Genomic DNA, 19,597 nt, shown 5'->3' on the forward strand with positions numbered 1-19,597 from the left:
ATTCACTTGCCTATCAACTCGGGACGCCCGGGACCGGGTGCGGACAGCCGTGCGCGCCCCCGCCGGTCAGTCCGGAATGGGCTCGAAGTCCCAGTAGGGGCGGACCCGCTCTCTCGCCGCGATGGTGCGGACGTGCTGGGCGCCGAGGGTGCTCGTGAGGCCCCGGATCCCCGCCTCCTCGTACGTGGCCGCCTCCTCGCGCACGCGTAGGGCGCGGAGGTCCGCGGCGAGGGCGATCTGCACGGTGAGCGTCATCGGGTGCTGCGACCCGAGCACCTGTTCCACGCCCCGCAGGGTCTCCCGGCCCAGCGAGAGCGCGTCCTCCTCACGTCCCATGAGGTGGAGGTGCCCCATGACGTTCAGCGCGCAGCCCAGTGTCCACGGATGCCGCTCCCCGACCGCGCCCCGCATTCCGGCCAGCGCCTGATCCGCCAGCGACAGCGCTACCTCGCGCTCGCCCCGTTCCCGCAGGATCAGGGCGAGGTTGCCCCTCGCGCCGCTGCTGTACGGGTGGGCGCTGCCCAGCTGCCCCTCGTACGCGCGGAGCACGTCCTCGGAGAGCCTGCGGGCCTCGACGAGGTCCCCGTACTCCCGGAGGTACGCGGCGTAGTCGCAGGCCACCGCGAGCGCCCCCGGGGAGTCGGCTCCGAAGAGGGCCGTGGCCCGCTCCCACACGGTCCGCAGCAGCCGCCCCGCGCCGGGGAGGTCTCCGGAGCCGCGCAGGCACAGTGCGAGGTTGTGCTCGGCGCGCAGGGTCATGGGGTGGGAGGGTCCCAGCACCTCCCCGACGAGCCTGACGCCTTGTTCCTGCCGGGTCTGCGCCTCCCGGTACTGACCCATCAGCCGCAGGTCCACTGCGTGGGAGATGCCGGAGGCGAGGGTGGCGGCATGCCGGTGCGGCAGGACGCGCTCAAGGCGGCGCAGGGTGTCCAGGTTGAGTGCGTAGGCTGCCGGGTAGCGGCCCAGCAACCGGTAGGCGGTGGCCAGGTCGTACTGGAAGTTCAAGGTGGCGGGGTCGTCCTCACCGAACAGATCCAGTGTGCCGTGCACTGCCGACACGATCCGCTCACAGGCTTCCTCGTACCGGCCGAGGGCCAGCAGGACGCGAGCGTGAGCGCCCTCCTCCCGCAGGGCTTGCGGATGCTCGCCCCCTCCCCGCCGCCCGCCGATCGCGAGGAGCTCGCGGGACAGCTCCTCGGCCCGGCGCAGCCGGCCGAGGTGGCACAGCACCGTGATGTGCTCGTACGCGAGCTCGCGCAGCGCGGGGTGGTCCGCGTGGAACATGGCCCGCCAGGACCGGTCGGTGTCCTCGCAGAGACTCAGGCAGGCCTGGTACTCGCCGGCGGCGACGAGGTAGCGCAGGCACTGCAGCAGGAACGCCTGGATGCGCGGGTCGCTGCTGCCGAGGACCCCCGAGGGTCCCAGGTGCGGGACGATTTCGGCGTACCGGGGCCAGAGCCGGGAGTCGGTGGGCCGGCCGGGGTCGGCCCAGACGAGTACCTGCTGAACGGCGCGGGCGAGCGGTTCGGCCTCGTCCTCGGAGAGGCTCTCGCGGACGAGGCGGTGCACCGTGCCGTGGATCTGTGCGGTGTCCGGCCCGCCGCCTTCTCCCGCGGGCCGGCCCGAGTGCTCCAGGCGCACGACGGAGAACTGGACCAGCTTGTCGAGGGCCTCGGTCCACCGGACGAGGTCGCCCGTCATCCCGGCGACCCGTTCCGGCACCTCGTCGGCGGGGACACCGCGCAGCAGCCGCAGCGGTACCGGGCCGGGGGCGAAGAAGACCAGCCGCCGGAGCAGGGCGAAGGCTTCGGGGAAGTTCGCCCGCAGGTTGTTGAGGAGGATGGCCAGCGCGGTGGGGAAGGCCATCGGGTAGTCGTCCGAGAGGGTGACGGCCTCGCGGGAGTCCGGGCCCTGCTCCAGCAGGGCGAGGTAGTCGCCCACTCCGAGCGAGGAGTCGGCGAGCCGGCCGGCGGCCTGTTCGAGCGCGAGCGGGTGGTCCTCCAGGGCCTCGGCGAGCCGGTCGGCCTCGGCAGCGGTGAGGTGCACCGCCCGGCGGCGGACGAAGGCGACGGACTCGGAGCGGTCGTAGAGCGGGACTTCGACGAGGCTGGTGTGCCGGGAGGGCCACGCACGGTTGTGGGAGGTGATGATGACGTCGCCGGGACCGGAGGGCAGCAGGTCCGTGAGATCGTCCGGGGTGTCGCAGCCGTCGAAGACGATCAGCCACCGGGCGTACGGAGTTCCCCGCCGCAGTGCTTCGTGCACGGCCCGGATCCGCTCGCCGTATTCCCTCGAGACGTGCGTCAGCCCGAGGGCGCCGGCCAGGGCGGCAAGGTGTTCGCGCAGGGTGGCCCGGTCCCCGGCGGGGACCCACCACACCACGTCGTACTCGGAGGCGAAGCGGTAGGCGTACTCGGTGGCGATCTGGGTCTTGCCGATGCCCGGGAGACCGACGAGGGTGACGGCGGAGACCTCGCGCGGGGCTTCGACCAGGGTCGTGCGCAGGTGGGTGATGAGCTCCTCGCGGCCGGTGAAGCGGGGGTTGCGGCGCGGGACGGGGCCCCAGACCTCGGGCGGGTCGTTCGGGAAGCGCGGGCCGCTCCGGTCGCGCCCGGTGCCGATCCGGTCGGTGGGCAGGTCCAGACGGCGCAGCACCCGGTACTCCGCCTCGTTCGCGTCCACGCCCCACAGGGTCACGGGCTCCAGCAGCGTCGCGGGCAGCGTCTCCTCGGTCAAGGCGGCAGCGGCGAACCGCTCCAGCTCCGACGGGTCGAGGCCCTGCCACGCGGTGTTCCACTCCCGGTCGGTGCGATCGCCCGTGGCGAAGAGGCGTTGGCTGAGCACCATCAGCACCGAGCCCCGGCGCGGCAACAGCCCGCGCAGTTCGTCCTCCAGCGGCTGCCCGGCGGCCGGCTCCCAGCGGCGCAGCTGGGTGCCCAGTCCGTGGGCACCCAGCCGGTGGGCCAGCCAGACCGCCCAGGGCCTGTTGAAACCGTTGTAGACCACGACGATGTTCCGGGGGCGGCTGCTCTCGTCGGTGTGCGTCGGAGCCTCGGCCCGCGCTCGGTCCCGCGCCAGGTCCCGCTCCCGCGCCTGCTCCGCGGCCCGCTCGCGTTCCTCCGCCCGAGCTCGATCGTCGGCCCGTACCTGCTCCTCGATCCGCAGGCGTTCCTCGGCCCGCGCCCGCTCCCGCAGGCGTTCCTCAGCGCGCGCCCGCTCCTCGGCCAAGGCGCGCTCCTCGGTCCGTACCCGCTCCTCGGCGATCCGCACCTGCTCCGCGGCCCGCACCCGCTCCTCGGCGCGTACCCGTTCCTCGATCCGCACGCGTTCCTCGGCCCGGTCGTCCAGCGCGGCCCGCACCTGCTCCGCGGCCCGCATCCGCTCCTCGGCCCGTACCTCCTCCACCGCCCGAGCCCGCTCCTGGGCCCGGGTCCGCTCCTCCGCTTGCGCCGCCCGCACCGCTTCCCGGCCGGTCGCGGCCTGGGCGTAGCGACGGGCCACCAGCGCGGAGACTTCGGCGAAGGCCTGCGGGGCGAGCAGTTCGCCCTCGTCGTCGGGCCGCTCCTCGCCGGTGAGGTACGCACGGGCGAGGGCGGGGAAGTTGTGGGCGCGCCGCCCGAAGTGGCGCTCCACGTACTCCCCGCAGTACCTGAGTACGAGGAGGGCTTCGCCCAGGGGCAGCGCCCGCAGCAGCGCCTCGCGCACTCCGGGCACGAACTCGTACCACCCGTCGGGCTCGGCCCGCCGCAGGAGTCCGCTGAGCAGGACCTCCGCGAGGACGGACGGTCCCGTACCGGGGGCCGTACTGCGCTGCACCAGCTGCATCACGGGGAGGCTGAGGGGGACGGCCGAGAGGGCCACGGCCAGTTGCAGGGCGGGGCGCGAGGCGGTCCGGCGGAACGACCCGATCAGTTCGGCGGGGGGCGGCGTACGGTCCACGGCGACGGGGAGGGCCGGTGCGTGGTCGGGGCCCACCCAGCCCGCCGCCGCCGGCAGCGCGATGCCCGTCGACGTCGACAGGAGGCGTGCCCACGCTCCCAGCCCCGCGCCGGTCGGCGCGAGCACGGGCACGGGGACCCGCCCCGCCGCGGTACCGCCTTCGAGCGGGAGGAACGCGAGCCGGCTCGCCAGCCCCTCGGGGCGCCGCAGCGTTCCCGGCAGCGCCGGCAGATGGGTGCGCCGCCACATGCGCTGGGGCAGCGGCTGGACCAGGGCTACGGGTGCCACCGCGCTCCAGCGGTGGAGCAGCCGCTGCATCCGTCCCGCGCGCCACAGCGGTCCGGCGCAGTCGCTGAGCACCAGCGTCAGCTGCCGGCCGGAGGGATCCCGCAGCTGCTCCGCTCCCCAGAACGGGCGGCTCCCGTCCCGGGCGGGGCCGATCAGCAGCCGTCCGTCCCCGGCCTCGCGCACGTGGTGGACCAGGATCTCGCGGAACGCTCCGGTCCCGGCGAGGATCTCGCTCAGTTCCCCCAGGGTCCGCTGCCACACCGGGGTCGAGGTCGACACGTCCATGACGAGACGGATCCGGGCCTCGCGCCGGGCGGAGGAACGGCTGACGGGCAGCAACAGGCCCGTCTGCGCCGCCCGCTCCGCGGTGGCCTGTTCGTCGAGCTGGTCCCGCACCGGGCGCGTGGGTGCCCGGTAGCGCTGGAGCGGGCGCAGGGCTCGCACGAGGGTCAGGGACTGCGGCAGGGTGGTGGCCATGGGGACCCGGACCCGTTCGAGGCCGTCGGCGGGGCCTTCGCCCCGGGCGCGGCGGTGGGGGTGGTCGGCGTACAGCCGGGTGCGCTCCGGCGGTCCGGCCGGGCCTCCGGCGGCTGCGGGGCCCCCTTCGGCGGCGCCGGCCGGGCCCGGTACGTCCCCGGCCGGGTCGCGGGCGTCCCCGGCAGGGCCCTGCGCGTCCCCGGCCGGAGCACGGGCGAAGGGCGGTTCGGCCGGTGCCGGGAGCGAGGGCGCGGCCGGGTCCACGTGCCGGGCCAGCCAGAGCGCCTCGGCGAGCTCGCGGGCCGTCGGCTCCGCGCCCGCGGACAGCAGCCTGCGCACCAGCTCCGCGAGCGGAGCGGGTCCGGCGGGCACACCGGCCGGCGCACCCGTCGGCACACCGCCCGGCGCGGAAGGCAGCGGGGGTCCGGGCGGCGACGGGGGCGCGGGCGGCTGCGGCGTGGCGGGCTCGGGGGGCGTGGCGGGCTCGGGGGCCATCAGTTCGGCCCGGGCTCACCGTGGTCGAGGGGTCGCATCAGCAGTTCGGCCAGCCGCTGCCGGTCGGACTCGTCGCCGGGCACCGTCTCCCGTGTCAGGTAGATGGCGTTGAGGAGCTGGTCCGCCGTGCGCAGGGCGCCGGGCCGGCTCTGGAGGAACTGCTGGATCAGGGCGTCGTTGGCCTCGGCGTCGGCTTCACCGAAGTGGGCGCGGACCATGGACCGGAGGCGGCCGGTGCCCCATTCGTCGTCCTTGGGCGACGACAGTTCCAGACGCAGGCAGCGGCGCAGCAGCGGGACGGGGAAGTCCCGTTCGCCGTTGCTGGTCATCACGACCACGGGAAAGGCCCGGCAGCGGATCTTGCCCTTGGTGACCTCGGCCTGGGTGTCGTCGTCGGTATCGACCTCGACGGCCTCCTGGACCGCCTGGAGGCGCTGGAGTTCGGGGATGGTGAACTCCCCTTCCTCCAGTGCGTTCAGCAGGTCGTTGGGCAGGTCGATGTCGCTCTTGTCGAGCTCGTCGACGAGCAGCACGCGCGGTTTGTCGTACGGCAGCAGCGCGGTGCCGAGCGGGCCGAGGCGGAGGTAGCGGCCGATGTCCCGGGTGTGGTCCTCGCCTCCCTCGCGGGCCAGCTGCATGTCCTGGAGCCGGGCGATGGCGTCGTACGAGTACAGCCCCTCGCGCAGCGTCGTACGGCTGACGACCGGCCAGTGCAGTACGCGGCCCAGGCCCAGTTCGTGGGCGAGGGCGTGCGCGAGCGTCGACTTCCCCGAGCCCGGCTCCCCGGTCACGAGCAGGGGGCGCCGCAGGTACAGGGCGGCGTTGATCATCTCCAGTTCGGCCGGGCGCCAGGCGAGGCCCGCGGATCCCATGGCCGCGTCGGAGCCCAGCCGCCGGGTGGTCTCCGCGCCCAGGGGCGGGGGCCCCGCGACCACCGGGGAGCCGTCGAAGTCGCGCCAGGGGGGCGGCTGCGGCAGCCGGTCGACACCGTCGTGCGGTTCGCCGGCGCCCCGGAAGACGAACCAGTCGGGGGTGGTCATGACGTGCTCCTCGGATAGCGGTCGCGGTGGGGCCGACGGCCGGCGGGGTCAGGGCGAGTTCAGCAGGCCCGCCGGCTCGGGGAGCGGACGGTCCGGGTCGTCGTAGAGCAGGGCCAGCGGTTCGGCCCAGTCCGCATCGGCGTCCGCCCTGCTGATGCGCTCGCGCAGCATCCGCAGTTCCTCGGGCAGGGCCACGGCCTGCCGGGCCCGGCGCAGCAGCCGTGCCACCCGGTCCTCCAGGTCCCCGCAGGGCGTGCCGCAGCCAGCCCGGTGCGGGTCGCCGCGGCGCCACAGGGCGACGGCGTATCCCGCTCTGATCACCTCGCGCAGCGGCTCGGCGCCGTCCCCCGCCGTTCTGCACACCAGCGGTACGGCGCCGGCCGGCGCCGCCTCCAGTACCTCGCTCCCCGCTTCGGGCCATCTGAGGGGCAGTGTTTCCAGGTCCCCCTCGGCCACGCCCAGCCAGCGCTCCCTGTGGAGCTCCCCGGGGGTCGCGGCCCTTTCCAGCGGGCGCAGCACCACCTGCCGGTGGACGCCGAAGGGCCGGTCGGCGGGGTCCGGCCGGATGCTCCGCGCGACGAGGCGGGAGCGCCACAGGTGCACGTCCTCGTCGAAGCACTCGACGGGCAGAGCGAATTCGAGCCGTGCGGGCCTGTCCTCGGTGTCGGTCCGGCCGAAGATCTCGTGCAGCGGCTCGCTCAGGAGGTACGGCAGTTCGGCGAGCGAGGCACCCTCCGCCCCGTCCCCCTCGGCCCAGGCGTGGAAGCAGCCCGCCTCCTCGGCCCAGGTCCAGATCCGCCAGTGGAAGCGGTCCTGCGGCCGGTAGGCGTCGGGGCGGAGTTCGACCGCGATCACCGGGCCGCCCGCCTCCGTGCCCGCGGCTCGCGCGGCGACCCAGGCGGCGATCCTGGGCGTCTTCAGCAGTGCCCGGTAGTGGACGGGCAGTTGTCCGGCGCGTTCCTGTACCCAGCGCTCCAGTTCGGCGGCCGGCCCGGGCCGTTCCGCGGCGCAGGTCCGGGCCACGAGGAGGAGGTAGTGCAGGAAGGCGATGTCGTCGCCGTCGGCCGTCTCGTAGAGCCAGCCGTGTCCGTCGCGCCAGTCGCGGGCCGCCACCACCCCCGGCCACAGGGGCTCCTCGCCCACCGCCACCTCGATGAGCGCTTCGAGTTCCCGCGTGGAGACGGGCGGGGGCAGTTCGGCCAGCAGGGCGGACGCCGCCGCACTGTCCCTCGGGGTCCAGACCCGCTCGCCCGAGGGGACGACCCCTTCCTGCGCGGCCACCCAGGACTTCGCGGCCGAGCCGGGCTCCTCCCGCATGCGGTGGTGCCACTGGTCGTGGGCGCGGATGAGCTCCCGGTACGGTTCGCTCCCCAGCCCGTGCTCACCGCCGACGGGCACGGCCCGTGCGAACCCGCGCAGTGCCGTGGCGGCGATGGCCAGCCCGCCGTCCTTGCCGCGCCTGCGCGCCTTGACCACACCGAGGACGACGCCGCGGTCCCGGTCCAGCACCGGGCCGCCCGAGGCCCCGTGGGGGATCTCGGTCTCGGGACCGAGGGTGAGTCCGCTCGGTCCGTCGCTGCCGTTGATGACGCAGTGCCCGCTCCACCTCTGGGGCGCGGAGCCCTCGGCCGCGCGCCACCCGTAGACCGTCACCCGCGAGGGTGCGTCGCTCCGGTCGCCGAGCCGTACGCACGCGTGCCGGACCGAGTCGTCCGCCAGCCGGATCAGCACGAGGTCCTGTTCGGGGTCGAACCCCCCGCCCAGCCAGTACCCGAGCCGTGCCGGAGCGGTGCCGTGCAGTCCGTGCACCAGGAAGGTGCCCACCGCCTCCGGCCGCTCCACTCCGGGGATCACGTGGGCGCAGCTGAGCACCCAGCCGGGAGCGACGAAGAACCCGGTGCCCCAGAGCCTGTCCGGGTCTCCTTCGGGCCCGATCCGCACCGTGGCGCGGCGTGTGAGCTCTTCGAGTTTCGCCGCCGTCATCCGCTTGCGTCGTCCGGGCCCGGGCCCACCCTGCCTTCGGCTTCTCGGCGGCTCCAGGTGAGGGTGACCGAGATCGCGGCCTTGGCCTCGCCGTCCGCCAGCATGGCGACGGCCTTGCCCGGTTTCACGGCCAGCTCGATCCCGAAGGTGGCGCTGACCTCATCGGGGCGGGCGGCCCGCGCGGATTCGAGTACGGCTGATCCGATGCCGCTGACCAGCTCGTTCAACTGGTCCACCCGGGCGGTCAGGTGGTCGAGCGCGCCCACGTCGTCGTACGCGAACTCGTCCGATCCGCGGGGAGCGTCCTCGGGGCGCATCACGCTGACGCGCGCCAGTACGGTCTCCCCGTTGGGCAGTTCGATCTCCTGGATCTGCCGTTCCATAGCCTCTCCCCCAGCCACCGGACAACTGGGCTTCATGTGAGCCACGTTGACCTTGCCGGAGGCCATTGTGCAGGGTCGTGTCCGGATCGTGCAGGGAGATGACCCGACTCGGAACGTTCGGCTGAATCCTTTTCGGATCTCCGCGCCTCTTGTCCTCGTACCGGCCGAACGGGCCGGCGGAACTCAGGAGGAACCACCCATGATGATCACCGGACTCGTAGTGATCGGAGCCCCCATGTACGCAGGTTCGCCCTCTCGCTCTGCGCCTCGCCCCAGGACGCGGAGGACGCGGCGCAGGAGGCGCTGATCATCCTCTACCGGAAGATCGGCACCTTGCGGGCCACCGGCGCCCTCGCCTCGTGGATGTTCCGGATCGTGCGCAACGAGTGCCTGCGGCAGGTACGGCTGCTCCTGGCGCGGAGCGACGAGGCGCCGGCCCGGCCGGAGCCGGCGGACCCGTCCGCCGAGGACGCGGTGCTGCGCCGGCTGGAGGCGGAGCGGATCGCGGCCGCGGTCAGCACCCTTCCCCGTGACCAGCGCCAGGTCCTGATCCTGCGGGACGTCCAGGGCCTGCCCGGCAAGGCCGTCGCCGATGCGCTCGGCCTGAGCACTGCGGCGATGAAATCGCGGCTGCACCGCGGACGCGCGGCGCTGCGCGACCAATTGACGGCGATCGACCCACCAGTAGTCGAAGGAGAACCACGACGGTGAACACCACGAACACCGTGAAGCCCGCACGATCCACGCCGCCCGCGACACCCGGGGCGCCCGCGACGCCCGCGACGCCCACGCCGAACTTCGCCAGCAGCTCCATCCCGCGCCATCTGGCGCGCGGCGCCCTCGGTTTCGGGCTGGTCATCGGCTCGATCGCCCTGGTGCCGACCGCCGGCCCGGTCGCCCTGCTGGCGGCCCCCTTGGCCCTCGTCGCCTTCCGCGGCTGCCCCACGTGCTGGATGGTCGGCCTGGCGCAGACCATCTCGCGCGGCCGCCTGGAGCGCCGGTGCACGGACGGCGTCTGCGCCCTCACCAGGACACACCCTGCGGCGAAGCCCTACGATGCGCCTGCCCGGGCGGGAGTCCGGGCCACAACTGAACCGCGGCGTGACGGGGGGAAGCCGGTGGGAATCCGGCGCTGACCTGCAACCGTGTGCGGCGCCCGGCGCCGCGAGTCGGAGTGCCAGCCGCGCCGCACGTACCGCTCGCCCGATGTACGGCTCGTACGCTTCGTCTTCGCCCCCCACCGTGGCGCCCGCCGCTGCGCTAGGGCTTGATGTTCTGGTTCAGGTGGAAGAGGTTGTCCGGGTCGTACGCGCCCTTGACCTGGACCAGGCGGTCGTAATTGCCCTTGTAGTTGGCGCGGATGCGGTCCTGGTCGTCGTCCGCCATGAAGTTGACGTAGCCGCCCTCCTCCGAGTGCGGGGCGGTGGCCTCGTAGTAGTCGCGGACCCAGGCGGTGTTGGCCTCGTTGTCGGCGGGGTCCGGCCACATGCCCGCGATGACGGTGGCGAAGGAGGCGTCCCGGTAGGCGAAGGCCGTCGCGTCCGGGGCCACGCGGTGGCAGGCGCCGTTGATCGGGTAGATGTGGACCGTCGAGTTCACGGCGGGTACGCGGGGGCCGTGCACCAGGTGCGCCTCGATCGCTTCGTCGCTGAGCTCCGTCACGAAGTTGGCCTTCCAGTAGTGCTGGAGACCGGGCGGCACCAGCGCGTCGAAGGCGCTGTTCAGCGCGGGATACGGCATCACGCCGACGTGCTCCGCGACCACCGGGGCGAAGTCGTGGAAGGGCTGGAGGGCCCGCTCGCCCTCCTCCGTCGGGCCCGCCCAGCAGGACACGATCAGGATGAAGGTGTCGCCGTGCCGGTCCTGCGGGATGAACGGCAGTGGCGGGGCGATCTGGAAGGCCGGGAACCCGCCCAGCTGCTCCGGCGCGTCGGCGATGAAGTCCCGGAAGGCGCGCAGCACGGCGCCGGCGCTGTCCAGTTCGTAGAGGATCGGCCCGCCGTAGATGTTCTCGACCGGGCTGAGCCGGAATTCGAGGGAGGTCACCGCGCCGAAATTGCCGCCACCGCCGCGCAGCGCCCAGAAGAGGTCCTCGTGCTCCTGCTCGCTCGCCACGACGAGCTGTCCGTCGGCCGTCACCACATCGGCCGAGACCAGGTTGTCGCAGCTCAGGCCCAGTCCTCGGTCGAGGTAGCCGATGCCTCCGCCGAGGGTGAGGCCGCCGACGCCGGTGGTGGAGATGATCCCGCCGGTCGTCGCCAGACCGAAGGCGTGGGTGGCCGCGTTGAAGTCGCCCCAGGTCGCGCCGCCCTCGGCGCGCGCCGTCCGCCGTACGGGGTCGACGCGGACGCCGTGCATCGCGGACAGGTCGGCGACCACGCCGTCGTCGCAGGTGCCGAAGCCGGGCACGCTGTGCCCGCCGCCCCGGACCGCCAGGTCGAGCCCGTTCTCCCGGGCGAAGTCGACGGCCGCCATGACGTCGCCGGCGTTGACGCAGCGCACGACGACGGCCGGCCGTCTGTCGATCATGGCGTTGTAGACCGTGCGGGCTTCGTCGTAGGCCTCGTCCCCCGGAGTGACGACGGTGCCGCGCACCCTTTCGCTCAGCTGGTCCAGAGTGAGGTTGCCCATGGCCGTCGCTCCTCTTGCCCCGGCTCGGGACGGTGTGACCTCCGGCGAGCTCCGGGCTGTCCGCCAGTGGATGGCCCCTCGATTCACGCTACGCCGAATGGGTGGAGCGGCAATCCGAACCGCTCAGCCCTCGGCCGGGGCGCTCCAGCTCGCCCGCCGAAGGACCTCGGCCAGCTCCCGGGGGTCGGGGGCGGCGTCCGCGGGATCGTCGGGCCACTGCTCGACGATGGCGGTCGCCCACTCCGCCCAGGTGGCGACGAGCCGGTAGTAGTCCGTGAGGAAGCGGCCCACGAGCAGGGTCTGGGCGGCACGTTCCGGGAACGGCGCCTCGCCGGCGAGATGGGCGCGCGCGGTCGCGGCGTTGCCCTCGTTGCGCTCTTCGGCCCAGGCCCGGGCGTCACGGAGGGTGGCCAGGGTGTCGGCGCTGGTGCCGGAGTCCGCGAAGAACACCTTCAGGAGCTGTTCGGACTCCAGGACCGGCCCGGCGCTCGGCTCGGGCAGCCAGTCGGCCAGCGCGCGCCGTCCCTCGGCGGTGATGCTGTAGACGGTGCGCGGCCGCCGTCCGACCGCTTCTCGCGCCGCCTCGGCCAGGCCGCGGCGGACGAGCTTCTTCGGCTCCTCGTACAGCTTGCTCTGGGCCCGGGGCCAGATGCGGCCCAGGCTCCGGTCCATCTGCCGGGCGAGCTCGTACGTACTCCAGGGCCGGACGGAGAGCAGGCCGAGGATCGCGTACGACGTGGTGGTGAGCGCCGGGTCCATTGACATCGCCAGCCTCGAGGCGTATTCCGGAAATAGTCCCTTTGGGACTATTTGCCAGCATAGGCGGTGATGGTCATGATCAGCACGCTCCGGGTCGATCCCGCCAACGCCGAGCAGGCCCGTGCCTGGGACGGCCAGGAGGGCGCCTACTGGGCGGAACACGCCGATCGGTACGACCGGGCGATCCGCGCCCACCACCCGCACCTCCTCGCCGCGGCCGGCCTGGCCGCCGCCGACCGGGTGCTGGACATCGGCTGCGGCACCGGCGAGACCACCCGCGACGCCGCGCGACGGGCGAGCGGCGGCCGGGCCCTGGGCGTGGACCTGTCGGCGGCGATGCTGCGGGTGGCACGGCAGCGTACGGCCGCCGGAGGACCGCACAACGCCGACTTCGTCCAGGCCGATGCCCAGGTCCACCCCTTCCCCGCCGCGGCGTTCGACGTGGCCGTCAGCCGCACCGGGACGATGTTCTTCGCCGACCCGGTCGCCGCCTTCCGCAACATCGCCGGCGCGCTGCGACCCGGCGGACGCCTCGTACAACTGGTCTGGCAGGCGGCGGTGGAGAACGAGTGGTTCCTCTCGTTCACCCGGGCCCTGGCCGCCGGACGCCCGCTGCCCACGCCCGCGTCCGGCGCTCCCGGACCGTTCGGGCTCGCGGACCCGGAGCGGGTCCGGACCGTGCTCGGGGCCGCCGGCTTCACCGGGATCCGGCTGGAACCCCACAGCGAGGCGATGTGGTTCGGCGAGGACTCCGCCGACGCGGAGCGGTTCATCCTCGGCATGCTCGGCTGGATGCTCGACGGACTCGACGACGCGGGCCGGCGGCGCGCGGTCGACGACCTGAGAGCCACCCTCACCGCCCACGAGACCGCCGACGGCGTCCTCTACGCCTCGGCGACCTGGACCATCCACGCGACGCGCCCGGCCTGACGGCCACCGGCCACCGGCTACCGGCTGAGCGACTTGAGGGCGGCCGCGTCGTACGGCTTCAGCTCGTCGAAGCGGTTGCCGAGGACCTTCGCCGCCCACTGCGGGTCCTGGAGCAGCGCCCGGCCGACGGCGACCATGTCGAACTCCTCGCGTTCCATGCGGTCCAGGAGGTTGTCGATGTCGCCGAGCGCCGCGCCTTCGCCGGCGAAGGCGCGCAGGAAGTCGCCGTCGAGGCCGACCGAGCCGACGGTGATGGTGGGCCGGCCGGTGAGCCGCTTGGTCCAGCCCGCCAGGTTCAGGTCCGAGCCCTCGAACTCCGGGATCCAGTAGCGCCGGGTGGAGGCGTGGAACGCGTCGACGCCGGCCGCCGCCAGCGGGGCCAGGACGGCCTCCAGTTCCGCGGGGGTCTGCGCGAGCCGCCCGTCGTAGGCCTCCTGCTTCCACTGGGAGTAGCGGAAGATCACCGGGAAGTCGGCCGGGACGCGCTCGCGGACCGCGGCCACGATCTCCGCGGCGAACTTCGTACGGGCCACCGCGTCGCCGCCGTAGGCGTCGGTGCGGCGGTTGGTCCGCTCCCACAGGAACTGGTCGATCAGGTAGCCGTGCGCGCCGTGCAGTTCGACACCGTCGAAGCCGATCCGCGCGGCCTGCGCCGCGGCGTCGGCGAACGCGCCGATGACCTCGTCGAGGTCGGCGCGGGTCATCGCCTTGCCGGTCCCCTCGGTGCCGTCGACGCGGATGCCGGAGGGGCCCACGGCGGGGGCATCGGGGTACGGCGCCTCGCCCTGCTTGCGCACCATGCCTATGTGCCACAGCTGGGGCACGATCGTGCCGCCCGACTCGTGCACGGCCGCGGCGACCTTCGCCCACCCCGCCAGCTGCTCCTCACCGTGGAACCGCGGCACCCGGTCGCTCTGCCCGGCGGACTCGTGACCGACGTAGGTGCCCTCGGTGACGATCAGACCCACACCCGCGGCGGCCCGGCTGGCGTAGTACGCCCGCACGTCCTCGCCGGGCACGCCGTCGGGGGAGAACATCCGGGTCATCGGCGCCATCGCGATGCGGTTGGGGACGGTCAGGCCGTTCAGCCGGACGGGCCGGGAGAGGATCTCGGCCGCGCGGGAGGCGGTGGACGTGGTGACGGTCATGCGGGTCCTCCGGGTTGAGCTGTGGCTCGCCGGGTGACGACGAGAAGTGCATAGTACACACGCTATGTATCATGCATATTGCAGAGGTCCGCAACAATGGGGCGGTCCGAAGGAACGGAGAGGCGCAGTGCTGGAGAAACTGGAGCGGGAGCTGATGCTCCTCGCGCGACACCAGGTGCTGGCCCGGCGCGAGCGCGACCCCGAACGCCTGGAGCGGTCGGCCTACCTACTGCTCTGCCGGATCGACACCCAAGGCCCCATGTCCATCGGGCAGTTGTCGGAGGCCTTCGCACTCGACACCTCGACCGTGAACCGCCAGACGGCCGCGCTGCTGCGCTGCGGACTGGCCGAGCGCGTCCCCGACCCGGACGGCGGCATGGCCCGCAAGCTGCGCATCACGGACGAAGGCGGACGCCGCCTCACCGAAGACCGCGAGGTCAACCGGTCCTGCCTGGCCCGGGTGGTCGCCGACTGGTCCCCCGAGGAAGTCCGGCAGCTCGAGGAGGCCCTGATCCGCCTCAACCGCAGCGCCGAGTCCCTCGAAGGACGACACTGGCCGCGCACGGAGGAAGACGGCACCCCGCAGCCGTAGCAGCGACCGCACACCGGTCCGCGCCCGCCACTACGCCGCTACGCCGCTAGCCGGACCTGGCCTCAAGCGGCCGGCCGAACGCATCCCGGCGCGTACCGGCCCGCCTCAGCCGGCGCCGTCCCGCAGCGGATAGTGAATGATGACCGCGCCGCCGGTGGCGTAGTGGGCGACATCGGCGGCCAGTCGCCGGCCGTGCGGCGACGCCAGCGCCGCGTCCATGGCGGCGGCGTCGGCGAACTCGGCTTCGAAGACCGCGAAATACGGCGCTTCCCCCTCGAGCCCCGCCACGTCGAAGCTGTAGCGCCGCGCAAGCGGGCCGGGCCAATTCATGACCAGCGGAAGGTGCTTGGTCACGTAGTAGTCGCGGAAGTGGTCAGGGTCGGCGGGCTCGGGATACAGGACGACGAGTTTATGCATGACGACCTCCGTCCAGAGACGTCAGCCGGCTGCCCCACTCGCCGTACGACGGTTCCCGCAGGGCGGCCGTCGGTGGGCACTGCGCATCCTCTGGGAACTGCGCGCGGGGCCGCTCGGCGCCCGCGCGCTGCTGGCACGGTGCGAAGGGCTGTCATCCAGCGTCCTCCACCAGCGGCTCCGCGAGCTCACATCGAACAGACTTAATTGGGGTGCGAGTTGTGCACAGGAGGCTCGATCGTGCGCCATCGCGCACACCGTGTGGTCCCCAACTGGTCCCCAGACAGCAGACTCTGCCCTGCCATCAGGCACCCGGCAGCGAGGCCTGCAGTACGCCCCAACCGGACTGCGGCCGAGCGATCGCCTCATGGGCGGTGCGCAATCTCCGCCCGGCCGCGACTGCCCTCCCCGGAGGCGCTCAATGCAAGGCAGGCGGCCACAACAGAGAGCGAGGCGAGGGCCGCGAAGAAGTGGGGGTAGCCGCCGAGTGGGCCCGCGAGGGCCGCGCCGGCCCAGGGGGCCAGGGCTCCCGCGATGTGGGCCGGGGCGCCGAGGAGTCCTGAGAGGCGGCCGTAGTGGGTGGTGCCCCAGCGGTCGGTGACCGCGGTGGCCTGGAGCAGGGTCAGGTTGCCGCGTACGACACCTGCCAGGACCGCGAGGGCGATCAGCAGGGGCATCGGGCCAGGGACGAGGGCGAAGGCCGCGGTCGTCGCGCCGCCCAGGGCGATCAGGACGACGGTGCGGGTGGTGACCGAGGTGCGGGCGGACAGGCCGGTGTACAAGGTGCGGCCGAGGGTCTGGCCGACGCCGCCGAGTCCCAGTGCCCAGGCGGCGGTTGTCGCGCTGGCGCCGCGTTCGGTGAGGAGCGGGATGATGCCCATGACGACGGCGTACATCGCGAAGCCGGAGAGGGTGAAGGCGACGGCCAAGAGCAGGAAGGGGCGGCTACGGGCGACCGGGGTGTGGTCGGTTGACGCCCTGGCGGGCAGGGCCGGGGGCCAGGGAGCGCGTAGGGCGAGGGCGTGGGCGGGGATGGTGATGGCGGCAAGGATCACGGCAAGGACGACGTAGGTGGCTCGCCAGCTGAGGTGTTCCGCCAGGGCCGCGGTCAGCGGAGCGAAGACCGTGGAGGCCAGCCCGCCTGCGAGGGTGACGATCGTCAGGGCCCGGACCCGGTCGGCCCCCCACCAGCGGGTGAGGGCGGCGAAGGCCGGTGGGTAGAAGGTGGCGGCCATGGCCATGCCCGCGAGGATCCAACCGCAGGTGAAGACGGGCAGGTTCGGGGCGGCTGCGATGAGGAGGATGGCCAGGGTGCCGATCACGGATCCGGTGGTCATCACGGCGCGAGGTCCGCAGCGGTCGAGTATCCGGCCGATGGGGATGCCGGCGACGGCCGAGACGACGAGGGCGAGGGAGAACGCGGCGGTCGCGGCGTTGGTGGACCACCCGGTGTCGGCCGTCACGCGTGGGAGCAGGACGGGGAAGGCGTAGTAGACGACGCCCCAGCTCGTGATCTGGGTGGCGCAGAGGGCTGGGAGGACGCCGCGTGGCCGCGACTGGACCCCCGTCCCGGTCGCGGCCACGTCGGCCTGAGTGTTGGTCACCTCGGTCAGCAGCCGCCGGAGACGGTGGCGGGGGCGCCGATGGTGAGGGTGGCCGGGGCGGCGCAGCAGCCTCCGCCGCTGGTCTCCTCGGCTGCCGCGGGCTGGTCGAAGAGGCCGGCGCCGCCGCAGACTCCGGTCTCGGGGAGGGTCAGTTCGACTCGCTCTGCGGCTTCGTGGTCGCCCGCGAGGGCGGCGGCGATGGAGCGGACCTGCTCGTAGCCGGTCATGGCCAGGAAGGTGGGGGCGCGGCCGTAGGACTTCATGCCGGCGAGGTAGACGTCCTGCTCCGGGTGGGAGAGCTCGGCGGCGCCGTGCGGGTAGACGGTGCCGCAGGAGTGCTGGTTGGGGTCGATCAGCGGGGCCAGCTCGGTCGGGGCCTGGAGGCGTTCGTCCAGGCCGAGGCGGAGTTCGCCGAGGAAGGTGAGGTCGGGGCGGAAGCCCGTGAGGACGATGAGCTCGTCGACGGGGTCGAGGCGGCGTCCGTCCTCGCCGACGAGGACCAGGCGGCCGTCGGAGTCGCGCTCGATGGTCTCGGTGCGGAAGCCGGTGACCGCGTCGGCGTATCCGCCGTCGATGGCGGCCTTCGCGGCGAGGCCGAGGGCGCCGCGGGCGGGCAGCTGGTCGGCTTCGCCGCCGCCGAAGGTCGACCCGGAGATGCCGCGGCGCAGGATCCACACCCCGTGCGTCCCGGCGCCGCCGTCCGCCTGGGCGAGGCCGGCGAGGTAGGCCAGGGCGGTGAAGGCGGAGGCGCCGGAGCCGATGACGGCGGTGCGCTTCCCGGCGTAACGGGCGCGGACAGCGGGGTCCTTCAGGTCCGGGACGCGGTACGCGATGCGGTCGGCCGCGACCTTCTCGCCGAGGGCGGGCAGGCCGCTGCCGCCGGCCGGGCTGGGGGTGGACCACGTACCGGAGGCGTCGATGACGGCGCGGGCGAAGACGCGGGCCTCGGTGCCGTCGGCGGCGGTGTAGTGGATGACGAAGGGCTGGTCCGCGCGGTCGGCGTCGACGATGCGGTCGCGGCCGGTGCGGGAGACGCCGGTGACGGTCGCGTCGTAGCGGACGCGCGCGCCGAGGACGTCGGCGAGGGGCTGGAGGTAGAGGTTGGCCCAGTCGCCGCCGGAGGGGTAGGTGTCGGCGTCGGGCTTGGTCCAGCCGGTGGGGGCGAGGAGCTTCTCGGCGGCCGGGTCGACGACCTCGCCCCAGGTGGAGAAGAGGCGTACGTGGGCCCATGCGCGGACCGCGGAGGCCGCGGCGGGGCCCGCCTCCAGTACGAGGGGCTCGATGTCCCGCTCGACGAGCCGGGCCGCGGCCGCGAGGCCGATCGGACCGGCTCCGATCACGACGACGGGCAGGGCTTCGGTGGATGCGTTCACGACGGGCTCCCCTGACTACTTCACTGCTTCGACGTTTGTCGATGTCCTGACGGCTCCAGACTGACACCTCACATCGACGTTCGTCAACATAGACATCCATCTAATTTCTCGGGATGATGGAGGCATGTCGACCACGAAGGTGTTGCCCCTGCTGGAGCCGGACGCCGTCGCGGCGTGCTGCCCGCCGCTGACGGAGCGCCCGCTGACGGCCGAGGAGGCCGAGCGGACTGCGCTGATGTTCAAGGCCCTGGGCGATCCCGTGCGCCTGCGGCTCTTCTCCGCCGTCGCCTCGCACGAGGGCGGCGAGGCGTGCGTGTGCGACATCTCGGATGTGGGCGTCTCCCAGCCGACCGTTTCCCACCACCTGAAGAAGCTGAAGGACGCCGGCCTGCTCTCTTCCGAGCGGCGCGGCACCTGGGTCTACTACCGCGTGGAGCCCGCAGTGCTCACCGCCATGGGCGCCATCCTCACCCGGGCCGGAACCGTATGAGCCTGCGCATCGAGCCGCTGACCTGGGCACACGCGGACCCGGCCCTGGCGATCTACCAATCCGGGATCGACGAGGGCAACGCCACCTTCGAGACCGAGGCCCCCACCTGGGCAGCTTTCGACACGGCAAAGCTGTCGGAGCATCGCTTCGCCGCAGTCGACCCGGGCGGGAAGCTGCTCGGCTGGGTGGCGGCGTCGAGGGTCTCCGACCGCTGCGCGTACGCGGGCGTGGTCGAGCACTCCGTCTACGTCCACCCCGGCGCCCGGGGCCGCGGCGTCGCCCGCGCCCTGCTGGACACGCTGATCGCCTCGACCGAGGCGGCGGGCATCTGGACGATCCAGTCCGGGATCTTCCCCGAGAACACCCCGAGCCTGGCCCTGCACCAGCGGGCCGGCTTCCGCGTCATCGGCACCCGCGAGCGCATCGGCCTCCATCACGGGGTGTGGCGCGACGTCGTCCTGCTGGAGCGCCGCAGCCCGGCGATCAGCTGACCGTGCTCCCGCCGTCGAGGGTGAGCTGGCGGTGGTGGAAGTCGAAGTGCCGGGTCGGGTAGCGGTAGATGTCCGCGAGGGTCATGCAGTCCTTGAAGAACGGGTCCCACCGGACGGGGTAGTGCATACCGCGTGCCAGGCCCGCTTCCGGCTCCGCGTCGAGATGACGTAGCAGCGAGTCGGTGACCCGGTCGAATGCGGCGCCCATGCGACGCGGCCCGTACACCTTCACCGCCCCGCACGGACCCAGGTAGTTGACCAGGTCGAAGGGCGCGGTGCCCGCGTTCAGTGCCCGCGCGAACCCCCTGCCGAGTTTGCGGGGGAGCCGCCCGAGGACGCGCACCAGGACGAGCAGTGCCCGGACGACCATGAAGCCGAAGAGCATGTGCCACAGCAGCTGTTCGTTGGTCCACTTGGTGCCGCTGGAGGGCCTGGCGAGCTCGTCCCGCGACGCGGTGTCGAGGAGGCGGTGGAAGGTCTGGCGGGCGCGCTCGTAGTCGTCGTACACGGCCTGCCGGTCCATCGGGGTCGGATTCGCCATGACCTGCCGGCTCTCGGTC

Annotated in this window: 16 protein-coding genes and 2 pseudogenes; 7 read left to right on the forward strand and 11 right to left on the reverse strand. The window is 73.3% G+C overall.

Going from position 1 to position 19,597, the window contains the following annotated elements:
• Positions 1-66: 66 nt before the first annotated feature.
• The 4 genes from fxsT to AC3IX6_RS04415 form a co-directional block, all read right to left on the reverse strand.
• Complete coding sequence (gene fxsT / locus AC3IX6_RS04400; protein WP_489368922.1) at positions 67-5,076, reverse strand: FxSxx-COOH system tetratricopeptide repeat protein; 5,010 nt, start codon at positions 5,074-5,076, stop codon at positions 67-69.
• Positions 5,077-5,198: 122 nt separating this feature from the next.
• Complete coding sequence (locus AC3IX6_RS04405) at positions 5,199-6,239, reverse strand: AAA family ATPase (RefSeq protein ID WP_489368923.1); 1,041 nt, start codon at positions 6,237-6,239, stop codon at positions 5,199-5,201.
• A gap of 48 nt (positions 6,240-6,287) precedes the next feature.
• Complete coding sequence (locus AC3IX6_RS04410; protein WP_489368924.1) at positions 6,288-8,222, reverse strand: VMAP-C domain-containing protein; 1,935 nt, start codon at positions 8,220-8,222, stop codon at positions 6,288-6,290.
• Positions 8,219-8,605 carry a CU044_2847 family protein gene (locus AC3IX6_RS04415; RefSeq protein WP_274550490.1) on the reverse strand — a complete coding sequence of 129 codons (387 nt, stop codon included), beginning with the start codon at positions 8,603-8,605 and terminating at the stop codon, positions 8,219-8,221. Before AC3IX6_RS04415 ends, AC3IX6_RS04410 begins: the two co-directional genes overlap by 4 nt.
• 222 nt (positions 8,606-8,827) lie before the next feature.
• On the opposite strand from AC3IX6_RS04415, the pseudogene AC3IX6_RS04420 reads away from it, so the two are divergent.
• Positions 8,828-9,316, forward strand: a pseudogene (locus AC3IX6_RS04420) (RNA polymerase sigma factor); the annotation flags it as partial.
• Complete coding sequence (locus tag AC3IX6_RS04425; RefSeq protein ID WP_489368926.1) at positions 9,313-9,741, forward strand: hypothetical protein; 429 nt, start codon at positions 9,313-9,315, stop codon at positions 9,739-9,741. The pseudogene AC3IX6_RS04420 and the gene AC3IX6_RS04425, both read left to right, overlap by 4 nt.
• A gap of 124 nt (positions 9,742-9,865) precedes the next feature.
• Here AC3IX6_RS04425 and AC3IX6_RS04430 read toward each other — a convergent pair whose 3' ends face one another.
• The gene (locus tag AC3IX6_RS04430) at positions 9,866-11,236 is read right to left on the reverse strand and encodes an FAD-binding oxidoreductase (protein ID WP_489368927.1); all 1,371 of its coding nucleotides are present in this window, start codon (positions 11,234-11,236) and stop codon (positions 9,866-9,868) included.
• 123 nt (positions 11,237-11,359) lie between these two features.
• Positions 11,360-12,001 (reverse strand): PadR family transcriptional regulator, encoded by a 642-nt coding sequence (locus tag AC3IX6_RS04435; RefSeq protein WP_489368928.1) that lies wholly within the window; start codon positions 11,999-12,001, stop codon positions 11,360-11,362.
• A 69-nt stretch (positions 12,002-12,070) separates the two neighbouring features.
• On the opposite strand from AC3IX6_RS04435, the gene AC3IX6_RS04440 reads away from it, so the two are divergent.
• Positions 12,071-12,925 (forward strand): class I SAM-dependent methyltransferase, encoded by an 855-nt coding sequence (locus AC3IX6_RS04440; protein ID WP_489368929.1) that lies wholly within the window; start codon positions 12,071-12,073, stop codon positions 12,923-12,925.
• Positions 12,926-12,942: 17 nt separating this feature from the next.
• Here AC3IX6_RS04440 and AC3IX6_RS04445 read toward each other — a convergent pair whose 3' ends face one another.
• Positions 12,943-14,073: an NADH:flavin oxidoreductase gene (locus AC3IX6_RS04445; protein WP_489368931.1), complete on the reverse strand. Its 1,131-nt coding sequence runs from the start codon at positions 14,071-14,073 to the stop codon at positions 12,943-12,945.
• Positions 14,074-14,227: 154 nt separating this feature from the next.
• On the opposite strand from AC3IX6_RS04445, the gene AC3IX6_RS04450 reads away from it, so the two are divergent.
• Complete coding sequence (locus AC3IX6_RS04450; RefSeq protein ID WP_489371331.1) at positions 14,228-14,665, forward strand: MarR family winged helix-turn-helix transcriptional regulator; 438 nt, start codon at positions 14,228-14,230, stop codon at positions 14,663-14,665.
• 105 nt (positions 14,666-14,770) lie between these two features.
• Here the strand turns inward: AC3IX6_RS04450 and AC3IX6_RS04455 are convergent, their stop codons facing one another.
• Positions 14,771-15,082, reverse strand: a complete 312-nt coding sequence (locus AC3IX6_RS04455; RefSeq protein ID WP_489368932.1) for an EthD family reductase — start codon at positions 15,080-15,082, stop codon at positions 14,771-14,773.
• Positions 15,083-15,146: 64 nt separating this feature from the next.
• On the opposite strand from AC3IX6_RS04455, the pseudogene AC3IX6_RS04460 reads away from it, so the two are divergent.
• Positions 15,147-15,278: pseudogene (locus AC3IX6_RS04460) on the forward strand (winged helix-turn-helix transcriptional regulator); the annotation flags it as partial.
• Between the two features lie 166 nt (positions 15,279-15,444).
• Here the strand turns inward: AC3IX6_RS04460 and AC3IX6_RS04465 are convergent.
• Together AC3IX6_RS04465 and AC3IX6_RS04470 are read right to left on the reverse strand one after the other, a co-directional pair.
• Positions 15,445-16,683 carry an MFS transporter gene (locus tag AC3IX6_RS04465; protein ID WP_489368934.1) on the reverse strand — a complete coding sequence of 413 codons (1,239 nt, stop codon included), beginning with the start codon at positions 16,681-16,683 and terminating at the stop codon, positions 15,445-15,447.
• A gap of 5 nt (positions 16,684-16,688) precedes the next feature.
• Positions 16,689-18,056, reverse strand: a complete 1,368-nt coding sequence (locus AC3IX6_RS04470) for an NAD(P)-binding domain-containing protein (protein ID WP_489368935.1) — start codon at positions 18,054-18,056, stop codon at positions 16,689-16,691.
• Between the two features lie 124 nt (positions 18,057-18,180).
• On the opposite strand from AC3IX6_RS04470, the gene AC3IX6_RS04475 reads away from it, so the two are divergent.
• Entirely contained in the window at positions 18,181-18,546 is a 366-nt protein-coding gene (locus AC3IX6_RS04475) for an ArsR/SmtB family transcription factor (RefSeq protein WP_327278991.1), read from the forward strand.
• On the forward strand, positions 18,543-19,037 hold the full coding sequence (locus AC3IX6_RS04480; RefSeq protein ID WP_489368937.1) for a GNAT family N-acetyltransferase: 495 nt from the start codon (positions 18,543-18,545) through the stop codon (positions 19,035-19,037). Before AC3IX6_RS04475 ends, AC3IX6_RS04480 begins: the two co-directional genes overlap by 4 nt.
• Here AC3IX6_RS04480 and AC3IX6_RS04485 read toward each other — a convergent pair.
• Positions 19,030-19,578, reverse strand: coding sequence for a DinB family protein (locus AC3IX6_RS04485; RefSeq protein WP_489368938.1), 549 nt, complete (start codon positions 19,576-19,578; stop codon positions 19,030-19,032). The genes AC3IX6_RS04480 and AC3IX6_RS04485 overlap by 8 nt on opposite strands.
• Between the last annotated feature and the right edge of the window lie 19 nt (positions 19,579-19,597).

Source organism: Streptomyces sp. GL_141 (assembly GCF_057834385.1).

What these genes read in the sequence shown, in the direction of transcription:
- AC3IX6_RS04455 (WP_489368932.1), bottom strand. Translation starts at nt 15,082, where the DNA reads ATGCATAAACTCGTCGTCCTGTATCCCGAGCCCGCCGACCCTGACCAC.
- AC3IX6_RS04430 (WP_489368927.1), bottom strand. Translation starts at nt 11,236, where the DNA reads ATGGGCAACCTCACTCTGGACCAGCTGAGCGAAAGGGTGCGCGGCACC.
- AC3IX6_RS04415 (WP_274550490.1), bottom strand. Translation starts at nt 8,605, where the DNA reads ATGGAACGGCAGATCCAGGAGATCGAACTGCCCAACGGGGAGACCGTA.
- AC3IX6_RS04445 (WP_489368931.1), bottom strand. Translation starts at nt 14,073, where the DNA reads ATGACCGTCACCACGTCCACCGCCTCCCGCGCGGCCGAGATCCTCTCC.
- AC3IX6_RS04410 (WP_489368924.1), bottom strand. Translation starts at nt 8,222, where the DNA reads ATGACGGCGGCGAAACTCGAAGAGCTCACACGCCGCGCCACGGTGCGG.
- AC3IX6_RS04475 (WP_327278991.1), top strand. Translation starts at nt 18,181, where the DNA reads ATGTCGACCACGAAGGTGTTGCCCCTGCTGGAGCCGGACGCCGTCGCG.
- AC3IX6_RS04405 (WP_489368923.1), bottom strand. Translation starts at nt 6,239, where the DNA reads ATGACCACCCCCGACTGGTTCGTCTTCCGGGGCGCCGGCGAACCGCAC.
- AC3IX6_RS04440 (WP_489368929.1), top strand. Translation starts at nt 12,071, where the DNA reads ATGATCAGCACGCTCCGGGTCGATCCCGCCAACGCCGAGCAGGCCCGT.
- AC3IX6_RS04450 (WP_489371331.1), top strand. Translation starts at nt 14,228, where the DNA reads ATGCTCCTCGCGCGACACCAGGTGCTGGCCCGGCGCGAGCGCGACCCC.
- AC3IX6_RS04485 (WP_489368938.1), bottom strand. Translation starts at nt 19,578, where the DNA reads ATGGCGAATCCGACCCCGATGGACCGGCAGGCCGTGTACGACGACTAC.
- AC3IX6_RS04435 (WP_489368928.1), bottom strand. Translation starts at nt 12,001, where the DNA reads ATGTCAATGGACCCGGCGCTCACCACCACGTCGTACGCGATCCTCGGC.
- AC3IX6_RS04480 (WP_489368937.1), top strand. Translation starts at nt 18,543, where the DNA reads ATGAGCCTGCGCATCGAGCCGCTGACCTGGGCACACGCGGACCCGGCC.